The organism is Paenibacillus sp. lzh-N1, from assembly GCF_002872435.1.
GTDB classification, from domain to species: Bacteria; Bacillota; Bacilli; order Paenibacillales; family Paenibacillaceae; genus Paenibacillus; species Paenibacillus polymyxa_C.
On sequence record NZ_CP025696.1, the window covers coordinates 3,947,313 to 3,973,385 of the forward strand.

The 26,073-nt window shown below is 44.0% G+C and carries 20 protein-coding genes and 1 pseudogene; 16 read left to right on the forward strand and 5 right to left on the reverse strand.

The features are described from left to right. Positions 1 to 15 precede the first annotated feature (15 nt). The 4 genes and pseudogenes from C0638_RS17785 (at position 16) to C0638_RS17805 (ending at position 3,796) form a co-directional block, all read left to right on the forward strand. Positions 16 to 984 (forward strand): sugar phosphate isomerase/epimerase family protein, encoded by a 969-nt coding sequence (locus C0638_RS17785; RefSeq protein ID WP_013371812.1) that lies wholly within the window; start codon positions 16 to 18, stop codon positions 982 to 984. A 19-nt stretch (positions 985 to 1,003) separates the two neighbouring features. Then, a complete protein-coding gene (locus C0638_RS17790) occupies positions 1,004 to 1,735 on the forward strand; it encodes a ThuA domain-containing protein (protein WP_058711548.1) in 732 nt (243 codons plus the stop codon). 243 nt (positions 1,736 to 1,978) lie between these two features. Further along, on the forward strand, positions 1,979 to 2,323 hold the full coding sequence (locus C0638_RS17795; RefSeq protein WP_013371810.1) for a winged helix-turn-helix transcriptional regulator: 345 nt from the start codon (positions 1,979 to 1,981) through the stop codon (positions 2,321 to 2,323). Positions 2,324 to 3,028: 705 nt separating this feature from the next. Then, positions 3,029 to 3,796: pseudogene (locus C0638_RS17805) on the forward strand (DODA-type extradiol aromatic ring-opening family dioxygenase). 145 nt (positions 3,797 to 3,941) lie between these two features. Here C0638_RS17805 and C0638_RS17810 read toward each other — a convergent pair. After that, positions 3,942 to 4,658, reverse strand: coding sequence for a Crp/Fnr family transcriptional regulator (locus C0638_RS17810; RefSeq protein ID WP_014599995.1), 717 nt, complete (start codon positions 4,656 to 4,658; stop codon positions 3,942 to 3,944). Between the two features lie 258 nt (positions 4,659 to 4,916). Here C0638_RS17810 and adhE point away from each other — a divergent pair, with 258 nt between their 5' ends. The 8 genes from adhE (at position 4,917) to C0638_RS17850 (ending at position 17,738) form a co-directional block, all read left to right on the forward strand. Beyond that, positions 4,917 to 7,529, forward strand: coding sequence for a bifunctional acetaldehyde-CoA/alcohol dehydrogenase (gene adhE / locus C0638_RS17815; RefSeq protein WP_025674995.1), 2,613 nt, complete (start codon positions 4,917 to 4,919; stop codon positions 7,527 to 7,529). A gap of 327 nt (positions 7,530 to 7,856) precedes the next feature. Then, complete coding sequence (pflB, locus tag C0638_RS17820) at positions 7,857 to 10,118, forward strand: formate C-acetyltransferase (RefSeq protein ID WP_013371804.1); 2,262 nt, start codon at positions 7,857 to 7,859, stop codon at positions 10,116 to 10,118. Between the two features lie 66 nt (positions 10,119 to 10,184). Continuing rightward, entirely contained in the window at positions 10,185 to 10,931 is a 747-nt protein-coding gene (pflA, locus tag C0638_RS17825) for a pyruvate formate-lyase-activating protein (RefSeq protein ID WP_058711547.1), read from the forward strand. A gap of 229 nt (positions 10,932 to 11,160) precedes the next feature. Then, entirely contained in the window at positions 11,161 to 13,383 is a 2,223-nt protein-coding gene (locus C0638_RS17830; RefSeq protein ID WP_058711546.1) for a copper amine oxidase N-terminal domain-containing protein, read from the forward strand. A 255-nt stretch (positions 13,384 to 13,638) separates the two neighbouring features. Then, the gene (locus C0638_RS17835) at positions 13,639 to 14,130 is read left to right on the forward strand and encodes a Fur family transcriptional regulator (RefSeq protein ID WP_013371801.1); all 492 of its coding nucleotides are present in this window, start codon (positions 13,639 to 13,641) and stop codon (positions 14,128 to 14,130) included. A gap of 1 nt (position 14,131) precedes the next feature. Beyond that, positions 14,132 to 14,422, forward strand: coding sequence for a membrane protein insertion efficiency factor YidD (gene yidD, locus C0638_RS17840; protein WP_013371800.1), 291 nt, complete (start codon positions 14,132 to 14,134; stop codon positions 14,420 to 14,422). Positions 14,423 to 14,833: 411 nt separating this feature from the next. Next, entirely contained in the window at positions 14,834 to 16,852 is a 2,019-nt protein-coding gene (metG, locus tag C0638_RS17845) for a methionine--tRNA ligase (protein WP_058711545.1), read from the forward strand. Positions 16,853 to 17,021: 169 nt separating this feature from the next. Next, positions 17,022 to 17,738 carry a cytochrome c biogenesis CcdA family protein gene (locus C0638_RS17850; protein WP_058711544.1) on the forward strand — a complete coding sequence of 239 codons (717 nt, stop codon included), beginning with the start codon at positions 17,022 to 17,024 and terminating at the stop codon, positions 17,736 to 17,738. Here C0638_RS17850 and splB read toward each other — a convergent pair. Continuing rightward, the gene (gene splB / locus C0638_RS17855; protein WP_058711543.1) at positions 17,731 to 18,795 is read right to left on the reverse strand and encodes a spore photoproduct lyase; all 1,065 of its coding nucleotides are present in this window, start codon (positions 18,793 to 18,795) and stop codon (positions 17,731 to 17,733) included. The two genes, C0638_RS17850 and splB, sit on opposite strands and share 8 nt — an antisense overlap. A 252-nt stretch (positions 18,796 to 19,047) precedes the next feature. Between splB and mntR the strand changes: the two genes are divergently transcribed. The 3 genes from mntR (at position 19,048) to C0638_RS17870 (ending at position 22,441) form a co-directional block, all read left to right on the forward strand. Continuing rightward, on the forward strand, positions 19,048 to 19,473 hold the full coding sequence (gene mntR / locus C0638_RS17860) for a transcriptional regulator MntR (protein ID WP_007430946.1): 426 nt from the start codon (positions 19,048 to 19,050) through the stop codon (positions 19,471 to 19,473). Between the two features lie 137 nt (positions 19,474 to 19,610). Then, positions 19,611 to 21,356, forward strand: a complete 1,746-nt coding sequence (locus C0638_RS17865; RefSeq protein WP_058711542.1) for a family 10 glycosylhydrolase — start codon at positions 19,611 to 19,613, stop codon at positions 21,354 to 21,356. A gap of 95 nt (positions 21,357 to 21,451) precedes the next feature. Next, on the forward strand, positions 21,452 to 22,441 hold the full coding sequence (locus C0638_RS17870; RefSeq protein WP_013371795.1) for a patatin-like phospholipase family protein: 990 nt from the start codon (positions 21,452 to 21,454) through the stop codon (positions 22,439 to 22,441). 119 nt (positions 22,442 to 22,560) lie between these two features. Here the strand turns inward: C0638_RS17870 and C0638_RS17875 are convergent, their stop codons facing one another. The 3 genes from C0638_RS17875 to C0638_RS17885 all read right to left on the reverse strand — a co-directional run bounded on the left by C0638_RS17875 (position 22,561) and on the right by C0638_RS17885 (position 25,154). Next, positions 22,561 to 22,881, reverse strand: a complete 321-nt coding sequence (locus tag C0638_RS17875) for a hypothetical protein (RefSeq protein WP_199771180.1) — start codon at positions 22,879 to 22,881, stop codon at positions 22,561 to 22,563. Between the two features lie 7 nt (positions 22,882 to 22,888). Next, positions 22,889 to 23,881, reverse strand: a complete 993-nt coding sequence (locus tag C0638_RS17880; protein WP_058711540.1) for a DUF1385 domain-containing protein — start codon at positions 23,879 to 23,881, stop codon at positions 22,889 to 22,891. 271 nt (positions 23,882 to 24,152) lie between these two features. After that, on the reverse strand, positions 24,153 to 25,154 hold the full coding sequence (locus C0638_RS17885; protein WP_102163671.1) for an ABC transporter substrate-binding protein: 1,002 nt from the start codon (positions 25,152 to 25,154) through the stop codon (positions 24,153 to 24,155). A 262-nt stretch (positions 25,155 to 25,416) separates the two neighbouring features. On the opposite strand from C0638_RS17885, the gene C0638_RS17890 reads away from it, so the two are divergent. Further along, positions 25,417 to 26,007, forward strand: a complete 591-nt coding sequence (locus C0638_RS17890; protein ID WP_040103443.1) for a YqhR family membrane protein — start codon at positions 25,417 to 25,419, stop codon at positions 26,005 to 26,007. The last annotated feature ends 66 nt before the right edge of the window (positions 26,008 to 26,073 follow it).

Sequence of the window (26,073 nt, forward strand, 5' to 3'; positions counted from 1 at the left end):
AGGGAGGGATTTCTTTTGAAACTTGGAGTATTTATGGTGTTGTTCGGTGGACGTTCATTGGAGGAGGCGCTGGATTATGTGGCTTCTCAGGGACTGGATGCTGTAGAAATCGGAACAGGTGGCAACCCGGGAGATAAGCATTGCAAGCCTGATGAGTTGCTAGAGAACGATACGGCGCTCAAAAATTTTAAAAAGGCAGTAGAATCCCGGGGATTAACGATTAGCGCGCTTAGCTGTCATGGTAATCCGCTTCATCCACAAAAGCATTTGGCACAGGCAGATCATGACACATTTCTTAAAACCGTCCGATTGGCAGAAAAGCTGGAAGTTCCTGTTGTGAACACTTTCTCAGGCTGTCCAGGTGATCACGAGGATGCGAAGTATCCAAACTGGCCTGTGGCTCCGTGGCCTAATGATTTTCAGGAAGTGCTGAAGTGGCAATGGGAGAATAAAATTATTCCTTACTGGACTGAAACCGGTAAATTTGCAGCAGATCACCATGTTAAAATAGGGCTGGAGTTACATGGGGGCTTCTCCGTTCATACACCAGCAACCTTGCTTCGTTTGCGTGAAGCGGCAGGAGAGGTCATTGGTGCTAATCTGGATCCGAGCCATATGTGGTGGCAGGGAATTGATCCCGTACAGGCGGTTCAAATTTTAGGCCGAGAGGGAGCCATTCACCATTTCCATGCCAAGGATACGACGATTGATCCGATCAATGTTAATAAATACGGACTTACCGATATGCAGGAGTATACGAATATGTTAGATCGAGCATGGCAGTTCCGTACTGTGGGCTATGGTCATGATGTAAAAACCTGGGCAGATATTATCAGTGCTCTGCGTCTGGTGGGATACGATTATGTAGTAAGTATTGAGCATGAAGACGGTCTGATGTCCGTGGAAGAAGGCTTTACTAAAGCTGTCCATAATCTTCGCCAGGTCCTGATTGAAGAACCGCTGAGCGAGATGTGGTGGGTCTAACCTAATAGGGGGAACTGTGATGATTAACGTCACCATTTGGAATGAATTTTTGAACGAAAAGTTAAATGAAGAAGCCAAACGGATTTATCCTAACGGCATACACCAAGCATTGGCTGACGGCTTGGCAGATGAAGGTTTTGCCATTCGAACAGCTACTTTGCGTGATAATGCCGAACATGGTTTGGAAGAAGAAATCCTCAATTTCACAGATGTGCTGCTGTGGTGGGGACATAAAGCCCACGATCAGGTGAGCGATGAAGTTACAGCGCGTGTCGTCAAGCGTGTGCAGGAAGGAATGGGCCTCATCGTATTGCACTCAGGCCATTTCGCCAAGCCATTTAAAGCTCTGATGGGCACCAGTTGTGATTTAAAATGGAGAGTTGCAGGCGAGCAGGAGATTATTTGGTCAGTAAATCCGTCACATCCCATTGCGGAAGGAATAGACGCCAAAATTCTCTTAGAGCAGGAAGAGATGTATGGCGAGTTTTTTGATATTCCTGCGCCGGATGAACTGGTCTTTATCAGTAACTTTGAAGGCGGCGAAGTATTTAGAACTGGATGCACCTTCCATCGAGGCAGTGGTAAAATATTTTATTTCCGACCAGGGCATGAGACCTATCCGACTTATTACCAGCCTGATATTTTGAAGGTCATTGCTAACAGCATCCGCTGGGCTTCACCGACAAGCAATAAAAAACCAGTATATGGTAGAAGTGAACCGGTAAGGCCGCTTGGTGGAGTGTTGGTATAGTTACAATTATCACATATTGATAAATTATATAAATAACAGGTTTACAGGCGGAACCTCTGGGGATTCCGCCTTTTTGTATTTAACGAATTAGACATATACCTGCCGCATTGGTTTGTTGTATAATCAGTTTTGGTCATGGCAACTTTATCAGCACAGGTATTAAATTTAAGAAAGTGTTTTCTTTCGGGATAAAGTATGCTAAAATGATATATACTAACAAAAGGAAAGCTTTATCAAACCGAAATGCAAAAGAAGGTGAAAAATTTGGAGAGTCAACCGCAATTTACAAAAATGTGTCCGCGTTTTGAAACCGCCTTTTCATGTCTGGGTAAGCGCTGGAATGGATTGATTATTCAATCCATGATGAGCGGTCCCAAGCGGTTTAAGGATATTTCCAATCTGATTCCCACAATGAGTGACAAAATGTTATCAGAGCGGATGAAGGATCTGGAAAATGAAGGGATTCTTACACGCCATGTATACCCGGAAACTCCTGTCCGCATTGAATATGAGCTAACCACCAAAGGCCGTGCACTTCAGCCGGTTATGGAGCAGATTCAATTTTGGGCTGAGGAATGGATTAGATGATCACCAAACTCATTAAGTGTTTCTCATAGCAAAACAGCCTCTTCCTAGGAAAAGGCTGTTTTTTTATTTTGTGGTAGGCAGTACGGCTTAATAGCTTTTAGCGCGCCCTGCTACTGAGAATACTCCGGTTGTTGTACGGCGAGGGATGCGGGATTGAATATCCAGTGCGGCTGAACGAAATGTGCCTAAACACGAGTGGCAAAGTCTTCCTGCATAAATGGGAGAACGGCAGGACTCGCAAGGATAATCAAGCTGACTGTATGTGGAGGGAAATTTACCTGCTCTTACCCAATCTGTGAGCAAATCCATAGGTGTGCCAGTCACATCACTCAGTTGGCGGGTATGAGTAGAAGGATGCTTCCATAGATAGTTAGAACAGCGGTCAAAGAATATATTTTCTTCTTGAATACAAGTATTACACAGGTTTCTAAGATTTTGACGGAAAACGGAACCGCATTTTGGGCAATTCGAAGTATATATATCCACAGAAACCAGTCCTTTGTATCGGGATATAATAATATTTTTAAATTTATTAGTTACATATTACTATGACTTTATACCTATATCAATCTTTATTTAAAGAATTGCTGATCTTTAAGTATATGCTGGCATCTATATTGACATTACTATATTACTTATGTATTATTGCTTACATAAAGTTACTAAGTGAATAAAATAAATTGTTTGCGATAAGGGGATTTTTTAATGATACCATCTTTATTTTTAGCCCACGGATCACCTATGCTTGCTATTGAACAGACGGACTATACTGCATTTCTAGAGCGGTTGGGGAAAAGCGTTCGCCCTAAGGCGATTGTTATCTTTACAGCTCACTGGGAGACGCAAGTGTTAACGATTAGTTCAATGGATGACATATACGATACAATTTATGATTTTGGAGGCTTCCCACCCGAACTGTACGAAGTGAAGTATCCAGCACATGGTTCTGTTGAACTAGCTAATAAGTTGAAAAAGTTATATGAACAAAAGGGCATCGATGTACAAACTGATCGGGTGAGGGGACTGGATCATGGTTCCTGGACATTGTTGCATCGTATGTATCCTGAGGCAGACATTCCGGTAGTTCAGATTTCCGTAAATCCGTACCTCTCGCCCAAAGCACAATTTGCCATTGGTGAGGTGTTGCGTGAGTTGGGAGAACAAGATATTCTGGTCATTGGCAGTGGCGTGACTGTCCATAATCTACGTATTGTCAAATGGGGAGAAACGAAAACGGAGCCTTGGGCAATTGATTTTGATGACTGAATTATCGAAAAAATGCATAACGGAGATATAGAAGCTTTGGATCACTATGAAAGCGAAGCGCCATATGCTCGTCAGGCCGTACCTAGAGCAGAACACTTTGTACCGTTGTTTATTGCAATGGGTAGTGGCAATCCTGCAAACAAAGCTAAGGTCATCCATAGAAGCTATGAGATGGGAAATTTAAGTTATCTATGCTTTCAGTTTTAAAGCGTGTAGGGCAGAAGAAGGTCGAGTTATGTGCTTTGTTTCTGTCCCGTCCGTTCTCTAAAAAATGGGGAGTGGAATAAAATTAGGGAGTGTTATAAGCTAATAATGGCTTACAGCACTCCCTTTTACATTAAAAAAAGATTTATTATATCCGGCAAATCTCACGTGGGCACAATTCACAATGACATACACCTTGCAGCATTTCCAAATCCTTGACAACAATCATACCATTATCGTATTCTACTGCATTTTTCTTACGCAGATCACTGAGCATCCGATTTACGCTTTCCCGGGTAGCACCGATCATATTTGATAAGTCAGTATGAGTAATCTTTTTATGAATCAGGATATAGTCGCCGTGAGGCTCACCATAGGTGTTGCATAGTCGGATGAGTGTGGAACATAGAGCGCCAGGCTTGCCGTACATCATCAAATCGCGGAACTTGGTCTGAGTAATGCGATGATGCGATCCCATCCATTTCATAAAGTCAATCGCAAAATCACAATGCTGGCAAATAAGCAGCTCCAAATCTGTATGATCGATTACGCCAATATCACTGTCCTCCAGAACCTCAGCAGAAAAGGAATGCTTGGTGCCGAAGAAAGGATCAGCTTGACCAACAAGATCGCCGCTTTGATACATATATAGAATAAGTTCCTTACCCTCATCCGTTGTTTTGGTTACCTTTACGCGTCCGCGCTTAATATAAAACAGCTTATCCGCTGTATCTCCTTCCCAGAACAAATGCGAGCTTTCTGGCATAACTCGATCTTTCATCATCACTTGCAACCGGTTGAAGCTGGCCTCCGAGAAGCAACAGGTGTTGCCGCGGGCTTCCATTACATTTGTAGGGTTTCTCATCGTCCATTTCCCCTTTGTATCCTATGTTTTTTATCTGCAACTTGATCAATTCAAATTCATTATATACCTGTGCAATGAGTTTTTGGGGCAAGAAGAGGGGGTAAAAGTGGCAGAATTCCAAACTTTGTGATTTAATTCACTTCATAAAATAAAATTTTAAATAGATTGTGAAAAAAATCACAAAATATCTTGAAAAGCTGTGTTACGATCAGTGCGTGAACAAGAGATAGTACACGAGATAACAGGAGGATGAGGGAAATGGCTGTTAAAAACGAGGTTATCCAAAAAGAGCAAAGCGCAGAGCAGTATATTCAAACGCTGATTGACCGGGCGAACCGGGCACAGCAAGCTTTCATGAGTATGAATCAGGAGCAGATTGACGAAATCGTACAAGCTATGGCACTCGCAGGGATGGATAAGCACATGCACCTAGCGAAGTTGGCTGTTGAAGAAACAGGACGCGGTGTGTACGAGGACAAAATCACCAAAAACATGTTTGCAACAGAATATATCTATCACAGCATCAAAAATGAGAAGACCGTTGGTGTCATTGAAGATAATGATTTCGATAGCTTCCAAAAGATTGCAGAGCCAGTCGGTATCATCATGGGGATTACTCCAGTAACAAACCCGACTTCGACTACGATGTTCAAAGCGTTAATTGCCATTAAAACACGTAACCCAATCATTTTCGGCTTCCATCCATCTGCTCAATCGTGTAGTGCGGAAGCAGCCCGCGTCTTGCTTGAAGCAGCTGTTAAACATGGTGCTCCAGCGGATTGCATCCAATGGATTGAAGCACCTTCGATGGATAAAACAAATGTACTGATGAACCACCCTGATGTGGCATTGATTTTGGCAACTGGTGGATCAGGCATGGTTAAGGCAGCTTATAGCTGTGGTAAACCTGCGCTTGGCGTAGGTCCTGGTAACGTACCTTGCTTTATTGAAAAAACAGCCGATATCAAACAGGCCGTGAACGACCTTATCCTTTCTAAATCTTTTGATAACGGTATGATTTGTGCTTCGGAACAAGCCGTAATTATCGAAGAGCCTATCTTCGAGCAAGTGAAGAAATTGATGATTGCTAATGGTTGCTACTTTGTAAATAAAGAAGAAGCAGCTAAGCTCACTCAAGGGGCTATGAATGTAGAAAAATGTGCAGTGAACCCGGCCATCGTCGGCCAGTCTGCTGTAAAAATAGCTGAAATGAGCGGCATTACAGTACCGGCAGGAACAAAAATTTTGGTCGCTGAAATTGAAGGAGTAGGAACCAAATTCCCATTATCTGCGGAAAAATTGAGTCCGGTATTGGCTTGCTACAAAGTGAAAAATGCAGAGCAAGGTATCCAACGTGCTGCTGAAGTTGTAGAGTTCGGCGGTATGGGTCACTCGTCAGCTATCCATTCGCAAGATGAGGACGTTATCGCTCGCTTTGCAAACCGTTTGCAAACAGGTCGTATCATTGTAAATGCACCTTCCACACATGGTGCAATCGGTGATATTTACAACACCAACCTTCCTTCGTTGACACTTGGTTGCGGTTCGTACGGTCGTAACTCGACTTCGTCGAACGTATCTGCAGTTAACTTGATTAATGTGAAAAGGGTGGCGAAACGGACGGTGAATATGCAATGGTTCAAAGTACCTTCCAAAATTTATTTTGAGAAAAATTCGACACAGTATCTTGCTAAAATGCCTGATATCACACGTGTAGCCATTATCACTGACCCTATGATGGTGAAACTCGGATATGTGGACCGCGTCATTCATTATTTGCACCAGCGCCAAACACCAGTTGCGATTGAAGTGTTCTCTGAAGTTGAGCCAGATCCATCGACAGTTACGGTAGAACGTGGTACTGAAATGATGAGACGTTTCCAACCGGATTGCATCATCGCACTCGGCGGCGGTTCGCCAATGGATGCTGCTAAAGGCATGTGGATGTTCTATGAATATCCGGATACTGATTTCAATAACTTGAAGCAAAAATTCATGGATATTCGTAAACGGATTTACAAGTACCCACGTCTGGGTCAAAAAGCACAATTTGTAGCTATCCCTACAACCTCGGGTACAGGTTCGGAAGTCACATCGTTTGCAGTAATTACAGACAAAAACCTGGGCAACACGAAGTATCCGCTGGCTGACTATGAGTTGACTCCTGATGTGGCAATTATTGACCCTGTGTTTGTATATTCGCTGCCTAAAACAGCTGTAGCCGATACAGGTATGGACGTTCTGACACATGCTATCGAGGCTTACGTGTCTGTAATGGCCAATGATTACACAGATGGTCTGGCAATTAAAGCCATTCAACTGGTATTCCAATACCTGGAGCAATCGGCTCTGATCGGCGACAAGTTGGCTCGCGAAAAAATGCATAATGCTTCTACACTTGCAGGTATGGCGTTTGCTAATGCATTCTTGGGTATTAACCACAGTCTTGCACATAAATGGGGCGGACAATACCATACGGCGCATGGCCGCACGAATGCTATCTTGCTGCCGCACGTTATTCGCTATAATGCGAAAAAACCGACAAAATTTGCTTCGTTCCCTAAATATTCGCACTTTGTTGCGGATGAGCGTTATGCAGAAATTGCACGCATACTGGGACTGCCTGCACGTACCACTGAAGAAGGGGTTAACAGCTTAATTGACGCGATCCGTAAGTTGAACAAAACACTCGGTATCGAGGAATCGTTCCAACAACTCGGATTCGATCCAAAAGACTTTGAATCACGTGTAGATTATCTGGCTGACCGCGCTTTTGAGGATCAATGTACAACTGCAAATCCAAAGCTGCCGCTGGTTACTGAATTGGCTGATGTATACCGCAATGCCTTCTACGGACGCTTTGATCAATAATATAATAGTATGAAGAGGCTTGTAACAAAGCATTTTCCTATACAATACCAATGCAGGCTCTCTATATAGAGGGCCTCTTGGTTTGGGAAGGGAGGTGAGCGGCGAGGCTGAAGGTATAGGCGTGAAGCTAGGGAAAATAAAGTGATATAAATCACTCATATTGTGATTTATGTCACATACTACACTCTATCATTATTCTACAATAAGAGTGTAAGAAAGGTCCCGACACTGAGCGTAAGGCATCGGTGAAAAGGCCGGGCTCAAGAAATAGTTTAAACGTGAAAAAAATCACAAGTCCGGAAGACCAAACAATTTGGAGGGATTTACATGTCGGTGATTGAGAGAGAATTACAAGAGCAACAATCTGGCTGGAGAGGTTTTAAAAAAGGAAAATGGACTAGAGAAGTTAACGTCAACGATTTTATTGAAACCAATATCTCACCTTATGTTGGCAATGAAGAATTTTTGGTTGGTCCTACCGCCAATACAACTGCATTGTGGGAAATTGTATCTGATCTTACTAAAAAAGAGTTGGCAAACGGCGGCGTGCTTGATGTAGACGTAAATACGCCATCCACCATTATTTCACATAAACCGGGCTATTTGGACCGGGACAAAGAACAAATTGTCGGTGTACAAACAGATGCTCCATTCAAACGTTCTTTGCAGCCGTTTGGTGGAATTCGGATGATGATCGACGCTTGCAAAGCCTATGGTTTTGAAGTGCCACAAAGCATTGTTGACATTTTCACTCATATTCGTAAAACGCACAACCAAGGTGTATTTGACGCTTATACAGATGAAATGAGAGCAGCTCGTAAAGCTGGTATCATTACTGGTTTGCCAGATGCATACGGTCGTGGTCGTATAATCGGTGACTATCGTCGCGTAGCTCTGTATGGTGCAGACTTCTTGATCCAAGATAAAAAACTTCAATTGAAAAGCCTTGAAGTTGATTCCATGGAAGAAGACGTAATCCGTCTACGTGAAGAAATTTCTGAACAAATTCGTGCCTTGAATGAATTGAAACAAATGGCTGCTGAGCACGGTTTTGATATTTCTAAACCAGCTAACAATGCAAAAGAAGCTTTCCAATGGGTATATTTTGGATATCTCGCAGCGATTAAAGAACAAAATGGTGCAGCAATGTCCTTGGGACGTGTATCTTCATTCCTTGATATCTATACTCAACGTGATCTTGAGGAAGGTACGATGAACGAAGAACAAGCTCAGGAACTGGTCGATCATTTTGTTATGAAACTGCGTATTGTTAAGTTCCTGCGTACACCTGACTACAACGAACTGTTCAGTGGTGACCCAACTTGGGTAACAGAATCCATTGGTGGTATGTCTGTCACTGGAGAAACTCGTGTTACCAAAAACAGCTTCCGCTTCTTGCACACACTGTACAACTTAGGACCTGCTCCAGAGCCTAACTTGACTGTACTGTGGTCAGAAAAACTGCCTGAGGGCTTTAAAAAATATTGTGCAAAAGTTTCTATTGAAACTAGCTCCATTCAATATGAAAATGACGATTTGATGCGTCCAATCTACGGCGATGATTATGGTATTGCTTGTTGTGTATCCGCCATGAGAATTGGTAAACAAATGCAATTCTTTGGTGCTCGTGCCAACTTGGCAAAAGCTCTGCTGTATGCCATTAACGGTGGTAAGGATGAAAAATCCGGCGTTCAAGTAGGACCTGAGTTCCCAGCCATTACAAGCGAAGTGCTGGATTACGAAGAAGTGTTGAGCCGTTTCAAACCTATGATGGAATGGCTGGCAAAACTGTACATGAACACTTTGAATGTTATTCACTATATGCATGATAAATATAGCTACGAACGCATTGAAATGGCGTTGCATGACCGTGATATTCTTCGTACCATGGCTTGTGGTATTGCGGGTCTGTCAGTTGCTACCGACTCCTTGAGCGCCATTAAATATGCAAAAGTTAAACCAATTCGTAACGAAAAAGGAATTGCTGTTGACTTTGAAATCGAAGGCGAATACCCTTGCTACGGTAACAACGATGACCGCGTAGATACTATCGCTGTAGAACTGGTAGAAAGCTTCATGAGCATGATCCGCAAACATAAAGCTTATCGTAATGCGGTTCCTACTCAATCAGTACTGACTATTACTTCCAACGTGGTATATGGTAAGAAAACAGGTACAACACCTGATGGACGTAAAGCAGGCGAACCGTTCGCACCAGGTGCAAACCCGATGCATGGTCGTGATAAAAAAGGTGCTCTGGCCTCTCTGAGTTCCGTAGCCAAATTGCCTTATGAACACAGCTTAGATGGTATTTCGAATACCTTCTCTATCGTGCCTAAAGCACTGGGTAAAGAAGAAGAAACACGCAAAACAAACCTTGTTTCGATGATGGATGGCTACTTTGGAAGCCACGCTCATCATCTGAACGTCAATGTGTTTGCTCGTGAACAACTATTGGATGCAATGGAACACCCAGAAAACTATCCACAACTTACGATTCGTGTTTCCGGCTATGCCGTTAACTTTATCAAGCTGACTCGTGAGCAACAATTGGATGTTATTAACCGTACTTTCCACGGTACAATGTAAACAAGTTTTACAATACCCAATATTACAATGACGCACGCATAGCGGATGCGGGAAGGATGATGCAACATGTTGAAAGGTCACATACACTCATTGGAAACCTTCGGGACCGTCGATGGTCCCGGCATCCGCTTCGTGCTCTTTATGCAAGGATGCTTGTTGAAATGCCAATATTGCCATAATCCAGACACTTGGGCCTTGAATGAAGGTAATCCGATGACGCTAGAAGAAGTATTGGCTGAGATTGAGCCGTATTTAGCCTATTACCGCTCTTCGGGAGGCGGATTAACCGTATCTGGTGGAGAACCGACACTGCAAGCTCATTTTGTAGCAGAGCTGTTCAGGGAAGTGAAGAGTCGCTGGAATTTGCATACGACATTGGACAGTAACGGCTTTAATGATGCAGGTCGTATCCATGATCTGCTGGACGTAACGGATTTGGTGTTACTGGATATTAAGCACATCGATAACGATAAGCATATTAAGCTTACAGGTAAATCCAACGACCGTATGCTAAGTACGGCCCGCTGGTTGTCTGAGCAAGGGCGCAAAATGTGGATTAGACACGTATTTGTACCAGGTATTCATGACGACGAGCAAGATCTACTCAATTTGGGACGGTTCATTGGAACGTTGAATGGAGTCGAGAAATTCGAAATTTTACCTTACCACCAAATGGGTGTTTATAAATGGGAAATGCTCGGTAAGGCATATCCGCTGGAGGGAGTTCCGTCTCCAACAGATGAAGAAGTTCAACGTGCTTACCGACTTATTGAGGAAGGTCGTCTAGAGACTGCAGGAACAAATGCTACCTAATGTCCATCAAAATGTAAATGGGTCAGAACTACTTTCAGGTTGTGAAGCCGCCGCCACATCAGATCAGATGGACGGCGGTTTTTTGTTGTTGAATTTTTGCAGTCACAGGAGAAAGTTCCCTTTTTTTCATGATCGTCAAAATTTCCTGAAACTTTTTAGCAACTGGCGCGTCTAATAGTATGACTTTTCACGGGAATGATAATAATTTGGGGATAGAAGGAGACAGACAATGAATTTCAAGAAATGGACCATGCTCACCGCTCTGGCGGTAGCTCAGGTGGCTGCGGTAGCCCCTGTAGGAGCAGAAGCAGCATCAACAACCGTTCAATCCACCGATTCGGTTAGCGCACAGCAGGCTCAGACCAATGTTGCTGATTCCGGCGTTCAGAATAGTATCGGAGATCAAGATGGAACAAGCACACAAAATAATACGGTAACACCTAATAACACAGGTGTATCCAATGATCCATTGACTGGTCTGCCTACAGATACTACTAACGGATCGAACGTAACCAATGATGTATACGGTGGAGACGGAACGATTACCAATCCTGGTGGAGCTCCAACATCCATGAATGCGAATCAACTGATTTTGTATTTGAACAGTGCTAAAATGGAACAAAACGGACAGGTATATACAGCAACTCAGCCGATGACAGTCAAAGACGGAGTTTCCTATGTAGCTATCCGTTCTCTTGTCAGTCGTGTCGGATTGCAGTTTAGCTATGACACTGCCACTAAAGAAACCGTAATCACCCAAGGAACAAATGTTCTGCGCTTCAAAACAGACAGCAAGGTTTATACGGTTAATGGTGAAGCTAGACAAATGAAGGGGCCGGCTTTCCAGCAAAAGAACGTATTTATGGTGCCGTTGACCTCGATTACACAGGCCTTAAATATTCCTTATACCGTGAATAATACAACTAAACAAGTTATCATGGATTTGAATCAGAAACCAAAAGCTTCTTTTACGGTTCAACAAAAGGATATCTACGCGGGTGAAACCCAAGTTACGTATTTGACCAAGGAATCTTCTCCTACAGGTCTTCCGATTGTAAATCAACGTTGGGAAGGGAAGCAGGACGTATTTCAGGAGCCGGGTACATATGTAGTTACCTATTCCGTTCTTGACTCTGCTGGGAACTGGAGTGATCCTTACTCAGTAACAATTACAGTAAGACCACCAAACCAGCCGCCAGTGGCTCTGTTTACAACAGATAAAAAAGAGTACAAGATGGGTGAAAAAATCACCATTACCGACCTGAGTACTGACGATGAGAATGCTATCACTAAGCGTGATTGGGAGAACAAGAAACTTGCCTTCTTCCAACCAGGTGATGTAACAATTAAACTGACCGTGACTGATAAGCATGGCGCAACAGGTACCAAAAGTGAAACAATTAAAATTACAAATGAACTGCTGTACAACGAGGATGATTTCAATAAAATTTTCACGCCATATGGCGATAAATACAGTGTAGATGGCAGTCAGGTGCCTGCTATGGCCACTATTCCAGTGACAAGCACTTCTTCACCACGTCTTCTGATTCGTGCTAACAGCCCAGAGCGTGTGTTCCAGGATGGTATCGTGTATCAGGAAACAGGCTCAGGCAGTACGCGTATTCTTGTCCATCATGTCAATGAAACAGGTCGAGATGTGAAGATGTACGTGATTGCGACGAACAACAATCTTGCTCCAACCAACATAAATGTTGAAAATTCCGGTTTTGCTGGACCATCTGAATTTGCCACAGCTGCGGGTAAAGTTTCGATTCAACGGTATTTTCAATCTATGCTGGACGGAAGCAAACGTTCCAGCACGGTTCTGAACCCAGGCGAAAGCCGTGTTATTTTGGAAGATTTGAACGCGCAAAAAATCAAGCAAAAACAAGTTATTTCTTTGTTATCTGATTTGTATACGGATCAACCTATTCAATATACGGTGGTTGTGCTGGATGCAAATGTAGATCCGTTGACTGCGTTGCCTACTCTGGCAAAACTGCCTAAGGACGGTATTCATAACCGTGGAACGTACGCAAATTCGGATATTTCACTCAATTATACCGAAGAGGTTGGTAAAACAGCTCAACGTATCGTTCTTGGTGATAATAAGGTAGACCCGAACCTGATTGGTACCGACGGTCTGGACGGTTCTTCTGCTTCCAATGCCGGTAACTTTGGTGTTGTATATAAGGTTAAGTTGGACCATGTAGCGCCATATTCACTGATTACGTTTAACCCGCGGGGAGGCGAATATTCCGGCTATGCGATGGTTAACAATCAGGTTGTGGGTATACCGACAAATGGTTCTGTATGGGCTCCGAATGAAATGAGTGTACTGTATCGTACAGGTCATATTGAGGAAAGTGTAGAGATGTATTTCACTGCAGCTGCTGGTAGTAATCTTCCAGTTTCCGTAGTAGTTATGCCTTTACCAGCTATTAAAAATTAATTTGAAATAACCGGTGCTGTTTACCGGCTTAGACCACTTGAGTCTCATCATTCACCGTTTTAAAAGTCGATGTCACTTGCAGAATATAGGCGTTCTCCCGTTGCGAACTTGGTTGCAGCACTGGAGAACGTCTTTTTCTTATGAGTAGCACGAATATCTCTTATAATATTGACTTTAATCGTGGTATAATGAATAGATGCAAGCCTAAGCCTGCATCAGAAAACCTGAAACTATAGACAGGGGAGGGTGAAACGCATGCTGACAAAGGATGAGATTATCGCAACGATGTCCGCTCAAGGGTTGCGTATTACAGATCAGCGCAAGACGTTGGCCACGTTATTTTCCGAGAATGAAGGGTATCTGTCCCCCAAAGACGTTTATGAATATATGGGTAAGAAGTACAGCGGACTTAGCTTTGATACAGTTTATCGCAATCTGCGTGTAATGCAGGAATTGGGTGTACTGGAGCAGGTATCTTTTGAGGATGGAATGAAGTTCAAGGTGAGCTGTAATGAACATCACCACCACCACCATATGATTTGCTTGAGTTGTCAGAAAACATTGCCGATTTCTTTTTGTCCAATGCAAATGACAGATCCGACAGATCAATTCCAAATCGTTGAGCATAAGTTTGAAATTTTTGGTTATTGCAAAGACTGCCAGCAGAAGAATGGGCATACTGAAAGTAATTCGGATGGGGGTTTCAGACAGACGAGCAGTCACACTCACAGCCACGGAGGCTACTGAAATGAAAATCACCACACGTAGAGTGGTACAGGCTCCGATTCAGTTTTATCGTGCATACATTTCACCATTAAAACCTGCTACCTGCAGGTTCTATCCGACGTGTTCGGCGTACGCGCTGGAGGCGGTAGAAGTGCATGGTGCACTCAAAGGCTCATGGCTGGCTGCAAAGCGTATAGCTAAATGCCATCCATTTCATCCCGGCGGCGTAGATTTGGTCCCTCCTGCAAAAAAAGGGGTAGATAAGTCTGACAAAGATCGTTTGGCTACCCATACCGAGAAGGGTCTGACTTGACAGCGCCGTGCCGATTTGGTTATATTTTGGTTAATATTGTTTTCCTGTGAAGGGATGAGTAAGGTAAGTCGTCCAGTACAGAGAGCCGGAGTTAGCTGAAAACCGGTCTGGAGTGAAGCCTGAATATGGTCCTGGAGGAACCTTTTTCGAGCGTATTTGCCATAGTGAAGCTGTGTTCAAGAGGCAATCGTAAGGAGGAGGCGTGATCCAGCGTTAATGGGCGGTCAGATGTGACCGGTGAAGCCTGTATTCTGCGAGGGTACAGGGAATTTGGGTGGTAACGCGTGAGGTGACTCTCGTCCCATAGGGACGGGGGTCTTTTTTGTGCCAATTTGTGTCTAATTCATGAATTGGAGTACCTATCATGGTAGCAAATCTTTTGCAGCCGTGAACAAAACAGGAGGAACATACATGTCTAGTGAGAACACATTTTACATTACAACACCGATCTATTATCCCAGTGACAAGCTCCATATAGGTCATGCCTACACGACGGTAGCGGGTGATGCGATGGCTCGCTATAAGAGGCTACGGGGCTATGAGGTTCGTTATTTGACAGGAACGGATGAGCATGGTCAGAAGATTGAGCAAAAGGCAAGTGCAGCTGGGAAAACGCCGCAACGTTTCGTAGATGACATTGTGGCAGGTATCCAAGACCTGTGGCGGAAGCTTGACATTTCCAATGACGATTTTATCCGTACTACGGAGGAACGTCATAAGGCTGTCGTACAGGAAATCTTTGATCGTTTATTAAAACAAGGCGATATTTACAAGGGAGAATATGAAGGTTGGTACAGCATTCCTGACGAGACTTACTACACAGAAACTCAACTCGTTGACGTAGTGAAGGACGCTGAAGGCAATGTCACTGGAGGTAAGAGCCCAGATAGTGGACACCCTGTAGAACTAGTCAAGGAAGAGAGCTACTTTTTCCGCATGAGCAAGTATGCTGATCGGTTGCTGCAATTTTATGAAGAGAACCCGCAGTTTATCCAACCGGAATCCCGGAAAAAAGAAATGATTAACAACTTCATCAAGCCGGGGCTAGAGGATCTGGCTGTTTCCCGTACAACGTTTGATTGGGGAGTTAAGGTTAAGGGGGACCCGAAGCATGTCGTATACGTGTGGATTGACGCACTTTCCAACTACATCACAGCCTTGGGGTATGGCTCTTCTAATACTGAGCTGTACGATAAATTTTGGCCAGCAAATGTGCATATCGTAGGTAAAGAGATTGTACGGTTCCACACGATATATTGGCCAATCATGCTGATGGCACTGGATCTTCCGTTGCCTAAAAAAGTATTTGCACATGGTTGGTTACTCATGAAAGATGGTAAAATGTCGAAATCTAAAGGCAATGTGGTAGACCCGGTAACGTTGATTGACCGTTATGGTCTGGATCAACTTCGGTACTACTTGCTGCGCGAGGTGCCATTTGGAGCGGATGGAACATTCACACCTGAAAGTTTTGTAGATCGTGTAAATTCAGATTTGGCCAATGATCTGGGCAACTTGTTGAATCGTACTGTAGCGATGGTAGACAAATATTTTGACGGCAAAGTTCCCGCTTATGAAGCCAATGTTACCTCATTCGACGTAGCTTTGGTAGATATGGCAACATCGACTTATAGTAAAGTTGAAGAAGCTATGGAAAATATGGAATTTTCCGTGGCTTTAACGGCGATTAGCCAATTTATTAGCCGCAGCAACAAGTATATTGACGAGACTCAACCATGGAATCTGGCTAAGGATGAGGCAAAACGTAGCGAATTGGCATCTGTTATGGTGCATTTGGTAGAAAGCTTGCGTATTGCTTCCATTTTACTTCAGCCTTTCTTGACACGTGCGCCTCACCAAATTTGGGAACAACTCGGTATTCGTCAAGGAGAGCTGACTACATGGGATAGCGGTAAGCAATTTGGGCGTATTCCAGAAGGAACGCAGTTGGTTAAAGGGAATCCGATCTTCCCTCGTCTGGACTCTGAGCAAGAGGTTGCTTTTATTGTAGAAGCAATGACTGGAGGTAAGAAACCGGAGGAAGCTGCGACACAAGCTCAACCGCTGAATGCATCTGAGTCGAGCCAGGAAGCACCAGAGGCGAAAGAAGAGATTGGCATTGAGGATTTTGCCAAGGTAGAGCTGCGCGTTGCTCAGGTTGTCGCCTGTGAGCCTGTGAAGAAGGCTGATAAACTGTTAAAGCTACAGCTCGATCTCGGCTATGAGCAGCGGCAGGTGGTGTCGGGAATTGCGAAATTTTATACCCCTGAAGATATCATTGGGCGTAAGGTGATCTGTGTGACCAATCTTAAGCCAGTAAAACTTCGGGGTGAGCTGTCGCAGGGTATGATTTTGGCAGCATCACATGGGGATCAGCTTACATTGGCCACTGTACCGGAAGGTATGCCGAATGGTGCGATTGTAAAATAAGAGGCTAAGTAAAATAAAAGAACGTAAAAAGCGTATGCTTGGGTGTTATTCTCCCCAGGCATACGCTTTTTGGCTTGCATCATATTTTTCTCTGTCTATACGTATGTTTTAGTAGGCAGGGCTTGTATCTGCTCTGCGTGTTCACTAAGACAGGTGGGAGGAAATAATGATGTCAGATGTCAACGCCGGGTTGGCCATCGTTGCCGGAATGGTTTCTTTTTTTTCACCGTGCTGCTTGCCACTATATCCATCATATTTATCGTATATAACAGGAATGTCGGCACGTGAACTGGCTGAAGGACGGCACAAGGCAGAAATTCGCTATCGTACGATGGGGCACACACTTGCTTTTGTATTAGGCTTTTCGGTTGTTTTCTATTCACTGGGGGCAAGTGTCGGGTTGCTTGGAGAATGGTTTGCCAATTATGGGGATACGCTAAGCATCGTAGCAGGGCTGCTTATTATACTCATGGGTCTGGTATCTCTTGGTTTCGTCCGTCCATTGTTTCTAATGAGAGAGCATAAGCTGCACTGGACATGGAAGCCTGCCGGATACGCCGGTTCCTTTGTAATCGGAATTGGGTTCGCGGCAGGCTGGTCCCCCTGTATCGGTCCTATGCTAACAGCTATTATCGCTTTGGCAGCGGTAGAGCATCACATGTGGTTCAAGTTGATTACTGGCTACGCGCTTGGTTTTGCGATTCCGTTTTTTGTATTGGCTTTGCTGGCAGGCTCTGTTAAGTTATCGTCCCGTTATACTTCCATACTTCTCCAAATAGGTGGCATGTTACTTGTGATCACCGGCGTTTTGTTGGTAACGGATCATATGACAGATGTAACGCTTTTTTTACAACGGATTACCCCGGATTGGATGCTAGTTATGTGAAATATTCAATACGACTTAAAGGAAAAAGTTCAAAAATGCGTTCAGTAATAAATTCCCGCAGTGCATTTTGCTGTTCATCAGGATAAACATATTTATTCTGTCCCCAGCGGCCCCATTTTTTCTTACGTTTCTCTATGTCCATTTCCAGTTTGGTTTTCGGGTAACGCTTCTCGATAACCGCTTTGGATGTTTTGGTAAAGCGATGCTGTATTAATTCGAATGTCAGATCCTTTGTAGCATGCTGGGGCAAGGTTTCTCCCAATCTACGCAGCAGCTCTCCGTAACCTGCTTCCCAGCCGTCATACCAAATGATGGGTGCAATGATGAATCCCAGCGGATAACCGGCCCGTGCGATTTTGCCCGCTGCTTCAATACGTTCCTCGAAGCGCGAAGTTGCAGGTTCAAACTGTTTAATAACATAATCGGAATTAATGCTAAAGCGGATGCGAGTATGACCATTATGTTTAATATCCAGCAATGGATCCACATGATGATATTTAGTAACAAAACGAAGTCGGCCAAATTCCTCATCTGCCATGAAACGAATCAAGTCTCCAAGCGATCCGGTGATATGCTCCAAACCAACCGGATCAGAGGTACAAGCTGCTTCAAAACGAGTAATTTCAGGCACTCGCTCCTCGATATAGCCTTTAGCTGCTGATATGATATCGTCAGTGTTGACATAGATGCGAATATACGGTTTCGCTCCCAAGGTTGTTTGTAAATAACAGTAGTGACAGTGCCCCATGCAGCCGGTCGAAATAGGGATGGCATATTCGGCAGAGGGTTTGGATTGGTCAAAAGTTAATGTTTTACGGATTCCGACAACCAGTGTCTTTTTTGCCATTCGGTACTTTTCAACTTCAGTTTCACCTGGTAAATTGGTAATTCGGTTGTGAGAGGTCGTCATACGATACGGAATATCCTTAGCTTTGACCCAATCCATAATACGCTGGCCTTTGGGATAATTTAGTGCGTCTGGCTCAAAAAACACCAGATCAGGCATGAATGGCTTGGTTCCTCTGGTTTGGACAGGAGTACGCTCAAGCGTAGACATGGCTAACGCTCCTTTCGAAATAAATCCTCTGTGCTCTGGTGTCCAACTCTAAAGTATCTCCGCAGAAAGCAACGAGACAGGGGCGACAACATTAGTGTACCCTGCTTAAATTGAACAAATCGTGGCAATAGATGTGAGTGGAGGGACGAGACTTGCCAATGGGCGATGATAACATGTATCATTACATAGTAGGTTTAATGCAGGAAATGAAGGCGGTAAGCGCCCGTTCAATAACAGAAAAGAGGGAAACAAGTGCCAACGCCAAGCATGGAAGATTATTTGGAGCGCATTTACCAACTGATCGATGAGAAGGGATATGCTCGTGTCTCGGATATCGCAGAAGGTTTGGAAGTGCATCCTTCGTCCGTCACCAAGATGATTCAGAAGTTGGATAAGGACGATTATCTTGTATATGAGAAGTATCGGGGACTGATTTTGACACCAAAAGGGAAAAAGGTTGGCAAACGGTTGGTTGACCGCCACCAGCTACTAGAGCAATTTCTGGATATGATAGGGGTTGACAAGGACCTGATATATAAAGATGTGGAAGGTATTGAACACCATTTGAGCTGGGATTCCATCACCCGTATTGAGACATTGGTTGAATATTTCCGCCGGGATGAAGATCGCTTGCGCCAGCTTCATGACATACACAAGGAATTAAGTGGAGATTCCTAAAAGCATCTGTCCTTACGGACGATGCTTTTTTTATTTGTCCTGACCGCAACAAATATCCGGTTAATAGCGTCTATCCATTATATAGCAGGACAAGATAGGGGTTAAAATTAACAGGGGTAGCGGAGGATTATAAAGATATGAATCGGAAGAAAATAGGGCTCATGGCTGCGGGTCTACTCTTAGCAGTACAGACTGCCATCGTGCCTGGAGTTCAAGCGGCACCAACTGGTGAGATTGAGATTATATTGGACGGACAGTCCCTGCAAAGTGATGCGTCACCGTACATTGTACAGGGAGCGAATGTCACGATGGTTCCTTTGCGAGTGATTAGTGAGGGATTAGGCGCTCAGGTTAACTGGTCGGCATCGTCTGGTACGGTAACGATTACAGCACAGAACAAAAATATATCTATGGATAATGGTGCACAAAGCGCTACTGTGAATGGTAAGTCGGTTCGATTGGACGCATCTGCGCGTATGTCAAGTGGGAGAGTCATGGTACCGTTGCGTTTTGTTGGGGAAGAGTTGGGCTTAAAGGTAGACTGGCAAGCCTCAGAACGGGTCATTACGTTAAGCAGTGGTAAAGAAGGTGCCTCTACTAGTGGGAACACTTCTGCTGTGGGAAGCATCACTTCAACATCAAATAACTCAACATCTGGCAATCAGGAGAGTGTTAGTACGGATCAGGGAGCCAATGATGATGGACAGGACGCCGTCACCTCACCGTCCACCTCTACCAATGAGAAAGGTTCAGGTTCCTCACAGGGAAATATGGCTCAGGTGAAGGCTACAACCTCTATGCGTGGAGCATGGATTTCCACCATTAATGGAGATTGGCCTTCTTCGACTGCCCGAAGCAGCTCCGAGAAGCAAAAGCAGGAGTTTACAAAAATGCTCGATGATTTGCAGGGCATGGGCATTAACGCGGTATTCGTTCAGGTTCGTGCCAGCGGTGATGCGCTGTATCCGTCTGATCTTGTGCCATGGAGCAAGTATTTAACGAATACCCAAGGTAAAAATCCAGGCTATGATCCCTTGAAATTTATGATTAGCGAATCACACAAGCGAGGGATGGAATTTCATGCCTGGTTTAATCCGTTCCGTGCGAATTCTACAGGAACAACTAGCGGTTTGGCAGCAAACCATGTAGCTAATCAACATCCGGATTGGATTGTTAAGAATGGTAGCCAGTTGTACATCAATCCTGGAATTCCTGCTGCACGTCAGCATGTCATTGCTGCGATTATGGAAGTCGTAAACGGATACGATATTGACGGTGTCCATTTGGACGATTATTTTTATCCTTACAGCGGGACTTTTGATGATGATGCAACCTTCAAAGCATATAACGCCAACAAAATCTCTAACAAAGGTGACTGGCGGAGAGATAATGTGAATAGTTTTGTTCGCGATTTGGGCAAAAGCATTCATACCAGCAAGTCAAAAGTTCAATTCGGAATTAGTCCTTTTGGGGTGTGGCGCAACAAGTCTCAGGACATAACGGGTTCAGACACCAAGGCAGGCGTTACTGCATATGACACGACATTTGCGGATGTAAGAACCTGGATTAATAAAGAATGGATTGATTATGTAGCTCCACAAATTTACTGGAGTATCGGCTTCCCAGCAGCTGGATATGACAAGCTTGTCGCATGGTGGTCCAATGAGGTCAAAAATTCAGATGTTAAGCTGTATATCGGTCATTCACCTTATAAAATCGGCACCCCTGAAAAAGGGTGGCAATCAGCTCAAGAGTTAATTAAGCAGCTTGAACTGAACGAGAATTATAAACAGGTTAAAGGGGATATTTATTTTAGTGCACAGCATTTGCGCAAAAATCCATACGGACTCATTCAACTTCTTCAAAATTATTATCAATTATGATATAAATTGGATCATTTAGGTTCTATATGGACCTCCGTTCTCATACATAAGCAGTAGAACTGCTTACTCCCAAGAGAACGGAGGTTTTTTGATCTATGCTGATCAATGCTGTGTTCCAGGGTGGAGGGGTTAAGGGAATATCGCTGGCGGGTGCAGTTAAGGCTGCCGAGGATCATGATATTGTATTCAATCGTTTGGCGGGTACATCATCAGGTGCTATTGTAGCTGCTTTATTGGCTGCGGGATATACGGCGGATGAAATGAAAGCAGTAATTGAGAAAACCCCCTTGGTCAAGTTGTTACGACGTTCTCCAGTATTCAACATTAAGTGGGTTGGGCCAGCAGCACGTATCTTTCTTAAAAAAGGGCTCTACTCAGGGGAGGCACTGGAGCATTGGGTACGCGAGCTGTTACGAGCTAAAGGAGTGCGTACGTTCGCGGATCTACCTCCTGGCAAGCTGCGCATTATTGCATCAGACATTACGAATGGACGCATTTTGGTGCTTCCTGAAGACATCAAACGTTTTGGTATAAACCCCTCTTCGCTGGAGGTAGCCAAGGCCATTCGGATGAGCACCAGTATCCCTTATTTTTTTGATCCTGTTATGTTAAGACTTGATTCTGCACTTGCCAAGGGAAAAACCTTTTCCCAGCAATTTGTATTTGTAGTTGACGGGGCCTTGCTCAGTAACTTGCCTTTGTGGCTTTTTGATGAGCCTGTAAATGAACGTGAGGCCAAAACGATTCCAACGGTAGGGTTTCAAATGGTGGGCAAAACAGGGACGGAGACCAAAGTTTCTTATATACGAGGCCCATTGACCATGCTGCAGGCTATTTTTGATACAATGCTGTCGGCACATGATGAACGGTATATTGAGCAGGAGAATCGGTATCGGACCATTAAAATTCCAACTTTAGGTATCCGCACAGCACAATTCAGCATTTCACTAGAGCAAAGTGATTTGTTATATGCTTCCGGTGTGCAGGCAGGAGAAGCTTTTTTCCACAAATGGAGTATCACTTCTTACCAGCAGCAGTATAGTAAGTATCAATTGATGAAAGATACCATGTACGCCATGAAATAAGCACCACTTACTGGCAGGTGAAGTAATTTAATTAAAGTAAAAAAGGAGCCTCTTTCCCGGTCATATTTCAAAACACGGGTAATGGCTCCTTTGTGCTACATTTTAAAGGTTGATGATTATTAATGATATTTGGGTTGTTCCTCTTCATTTTTACCCTTGGAACCCTCAATAACATGAAAAGGATAAGTTTTGCGTTTGCTTGTAGTTTGCTGCTTACGTGTGCTGGCTGTTTTGGCCATGGTGCGCACAGAGGGCTTAATTTTGGGAGTTCGCTTGCGTTGTCCAGACTGGTATTTGTACAGCAGAAATATAACTGCAAAAATAAAAACAGGGATTAGTAAACTAATGAGAAAGCCCCAGCTACCTTTCCATAGCATATCTATAATTCCATATGCGCCCAAAGCAAGGGTAAGCCAGAAAATAACGGCATGTCTGTACATCATTCACTCATCCTTTCACAGGATCAAGGACCGGACTGTTGAGGGTCTCCTTTACAGGTACATTTTCCAACTCAGCATCCAATTCAAGCATACGCTTAAATGAGGCAATCGATACCTCCACTTGATCATCGGTCGGTTCTTTGGTGGTAAGCAACTGCAGCCATAGGCCGGGGTAACCTAGATAACGAAGCACTGGAATTTCCCGAAGTGCATTGGTCAGCTTGAGGAATTCAAAAGAAAGACCCAATACGATCGGAAGCAGTAAAAGACGTTGTCCCATGCGCTCCCACAGATTATCGTAGGTAAACAGGGAATAGACAAGTACCCCGATAATCACGGTGAGCATAATAAAGCTGCTGCCGCAGCGGTAATGCAGTCGACTATATTTTTGTACGTTGGCTGGAGTTAGTTCTTCCCCTGCTTCAAATGCAGTAATCACTTTATGCTCCGCGCCGTGATATTGAAACAGTCGCTTGATTAACGGAGTCTGGGAAATACCCCATAAATAAGCCAGGAGCAAAATCAGCTTAATAGCTCCTTCAGCGAGATTATGCAAAATCTGGTTGTGAAACAAACCGTCAAACAGGAAACTCTCCACAACAACTGGAACGAGGGTTAATACAATTTTGCCAAAGAGGAAGGACAATATACCGACCGCAGCCACGCCGATCATCATGCTCAGGTTCCAACGGGATTCCTCTTTTTTCTTTTGTTCAGCGCGTTCTTCTGGATCTACTTCATCATCAGCATACGCATCGGCTGAATAGTTCAAATGCTTGGTACCCTTGGCACTGGAGTCGATGATGCTGACAATCCCCCGCAATAACGGAATTCTGCGGAATTTGGACACCCAGGATTGCTCCTTGCGTGGTACTTCCAAATATGTGATTTCGCCAGATTTGCGGCGAACTGCCGTGACATTGACACGCTTGCCGCCGAACATGACACCTTCAATGACTGCCTGACCGCCGTAGCTCACAGGCTTGGATGCTTGTGACAACCGTCTCACCTCTCTTAATACATGCTTTTTTGTATATTGTATCGAATTTGGAAGGGAATATCTAGTTAGACGAAAATGGGATGTGGTGACCTGCTAATTTTATCATTTGAAAAGGCTAATTAGTCATAACGGAGAAGATGGAAATCCTTGTAGTGTGTGGGGGAGACTCATACCATAGGTTTAAAAAAGCATTTATGAGAGCGGTCAAACTGCCCCCATAAATGCTTATTATCGTCAGTTATAAATCCAGACGGAATCGTCAACATGAAATTTATTGCGTGATTGCCCCTACAACTCCATCAACCAGTCCCTTTGACGAGACCGGGCCGCCAAACGTCCATGTTGTACTGGCCAACGGATAAGTACGTTTTTCTTTGACGAATTTCAAACCGTTCCAAACAGAATTATTTTTCATAGATGAGCCGAAAACATTATCGTCCGGCTGCACAATATAGATAAAGTTACTGTCCTGAACAGCTGACAGAGCTTCAATGCCTACAGTTGAAAAGCCATATGATTCAACCTTGCTCGGTTTCCAATCGTTGACCAAACCGATCTTCGCCAATGTTCCCACGACAACTGAATTATCTGAAAACATACGCAGGCTGGCTGCATTTTGGGAAGTGAAAGCCTGTGTCAGTATAAAATGAAAATCCGACTTGTCTGCAGCGGCGAGCTTTTGTTTGGCTTCGGCATAATGCTGATCCAGATCGGCAAGCACCTGCTTAGCTTTATCCTCTTTTCCAAGAGCGACTGCGATACTATTAAAAATCTCTACCATCTTATCATAGTCGTAGCCGTTACCATCGTTCAGATTATATTCAATCGTCGGTGCGATAGCCTTGAGTTGCTCATAGATTGCTTCATTCCCATCAAAGTTGGAGATGATGAGATCCGGCTTTAATGCAGCAATCGCCTCCAAATTAGGCTCGTTGCGTGTACCCACATCGACCACGTTACTGTCCAGAGCTGCCTCTGGAGTCACATACACCTTATAGTTGGCATTGTCCGCATTACCAACCGGCTGCACGCCCAATGCAATCAAATCCTCCGTGAATGTCCATTCCAGTACTACGACACGCTGAGCGGGCTTGTCAAGCGTGAGCTCACCACGGTTATGCTTTACTGTCACAGGACCGTTCGCTGCTTCAGTAGGTTTGCTACCCGACGTAGCTGCCTGGCCTTTATTCGCTACATTGTCAGTTGCTCCACAACCTGCCAGTGTGAGCATAAAAGTCAGTAACAATAAGAATCCGATAAATCCCTTTTTCATAGATTGCGTTCTCCTGTATAAACGTATTATAAAATGATAATGATTATCATTTTCATCATTATATTATGAAATAGGATTGAATTTTTGTCAATGAAAAGAATACAAAATCCATTCAATTTCATTGTTAAAATACTCCCCACTGGAGCATACTACCTCTCAAAATGGATAGGCACGAATCTGGTGGAAGTACACATGCTTTTCCTTATAACAATGAGTCTTTACCATGAGAAAATTTATGCATTTTGAAAGGAGATCCAACCACATGAGTGAAACTTACTCTATACCGAAAATAGGTCATGACCAGGAACAGTCTCGCGAATCTCAAGATCAACGTAATCATAATGACAACAGTAGTAGAGGCAGACAACAGTCAGGCAAAGTACATACACCGCTTATACCCTTTGCACTTGAGCTGGGTTTTTTTGCGGGTTTGCTCTGGGGATTGCTGCGCTGGCTGTTTTATACGCTGCACTTTACAGTAGTGGCGCCTGGCTTTCTGGCAGAGCCGTTTTTTAAGCATTCGTTCATGAACACCATGGCAGGTCATTTGGTAGGGCTGCTGTTTTTTATTGCATTGTCCGTTGTAGCGTCATTGGTGTACACTTTGATTTTGCGCAGGTTTAATGGCCCTATACCCGGTATTATATACGGTCTGATCTGGTGGGTTGTTTTATTTGTGTTAACAGGTCCTAAGTTAGGGATGATGAACCCCCCTCATCGGTTAACATGGAATTCCATATATACGGAAGTTTGTGTATTTATACTGTGGGGACTATTTATCGGATATACCGTTGCAGTCGAGTATACGGATGAAAGAATGCGCGAGCCTGAGAAGGCTGGGGGCAGAACGTAACAAAAACTTCTCAAGCGCCTATCCCCTGTGTTAAAATAGCATTTGGTTATTTGACAGAGGGGAGCG

Excerpts from the sequence above, each read along its gene's own strand:
- C0638_RS17850 (WP_058711544.1), top strand. The coding sequence starts at position 17,022 with ATGTCAGATGTCAACGCCGGGTTGGCCATCGTTGCCGGAATGGTTTCT.
- yidD (WP_013371800.1), top strand. The coding sequence starts at position 14,132 with ATGAAAATCACCACACGTAGAGTGGTACAGGCTCCGATTCAGTTTTAT.
- C0638_RS17790 (WP_058711548.1), top strand. The coding sequence starts at position 1,004 with ATGATTAACGTCACCATTTGGAATGAATTTTTGAACGAAAAGTTAAAT.
- C0638_RS17885 (WP_102163671.1), bottom strand. The coding sequence starts at position 25,154 with ATGAAAAAGGGATTTATCGGATTCTTATTGTTACTGACTTTTATGCTC.
- C0638_RS17875 (WP_199771180.1), bottom strand. The coding sequence starts at position 22,881 with ATGTACAGACATGCCGTTATTTTCTGGCTTACCCTTGCTTTGGGCGCA.
- C0638_RS17890 (WP_040103443.1), top strand. The coding sequence starts at position 25,417 with ATGAGTGAAACTTACTCTATACCGAAAATAGGTCATGACCAGGAACAG.
- C0638_RS17810 (WP_014599995.1), bottom strand. The coding sequence starts at position 4,658 with ATGAGAAACCCTACAAATGTAATGGAAGCCCGCGGCAACACCTGTTGC.
- C0638_RS17830 (WP_058711546.1), top strand. The coding sequence starts at position 11,161 with ATGAATTTCAAGAAATGGACCATGCTCACCGCTCTGGCGGTAGCTCAG.
- C0638_RS17835 (WP_013371801.1), top strand. The coding sequence starts at position 13,639 with ATGCTGACAAAGGATGAGATTATCGCAACGATGTCCGCTCAAGGGTTG.
- pflA (WP_058711547.1), top strand. The coding sequence starts at position 10,185 with ATGTTGAAAGGTCACATACACTCATTGGAAACCTTCGGGACCGTCGAT.
- C0638_RS17865 (WP_058711542.1), top strand. The coding sequence starts at position 19,611 with ATGAATCGGAAGAAAATAGGGCTCATGGCTGCGGGTCTACTCTTAGCA.
- splB (WP_058711543.1), bottom strand. The coding sequence starts at position 18,795 with ATGTCTACGCTTGAGCGTACTCCTGTCCAAACCAGAGGAACCAAGCCA.
- C0638_RS17870 (WP_013371795.1), top strand. The coding sequence starts at position 21,452 with ATGCTGATCAATGCTGTGTTCCAGGGTGGAGGGGTTAAGGGAATATCG.
- C0638_RS17795 (WP_013371810.1), top strand. The coding sequence starts at position 1,979 with ATGCAAAAGAAGGTGAAAAATTTGGAGAGTCAACCGCAATTTACAAAA.
- metG (WP_058711545.1), top strand. The coding sequence starts at position 14,834 with ATGTCTAGTGAGAACACATTTTACATTACAACACCGATCTATTATCCC.
- adhE (WP_025674995.1), top strand. The coding sequence starts at position 4,917 with ATGGCTGTTAAAAACGAGGTTATCCAAAAAGAGCAAAGCGCAGAGCAG.
- pflB (WP_013371804.1), top strand. The coding sequence starts at position 7,857 with ATGTCGGTGATTGAGAGAGAATTACAAGAGCAACAATCTGGCTGGAGA.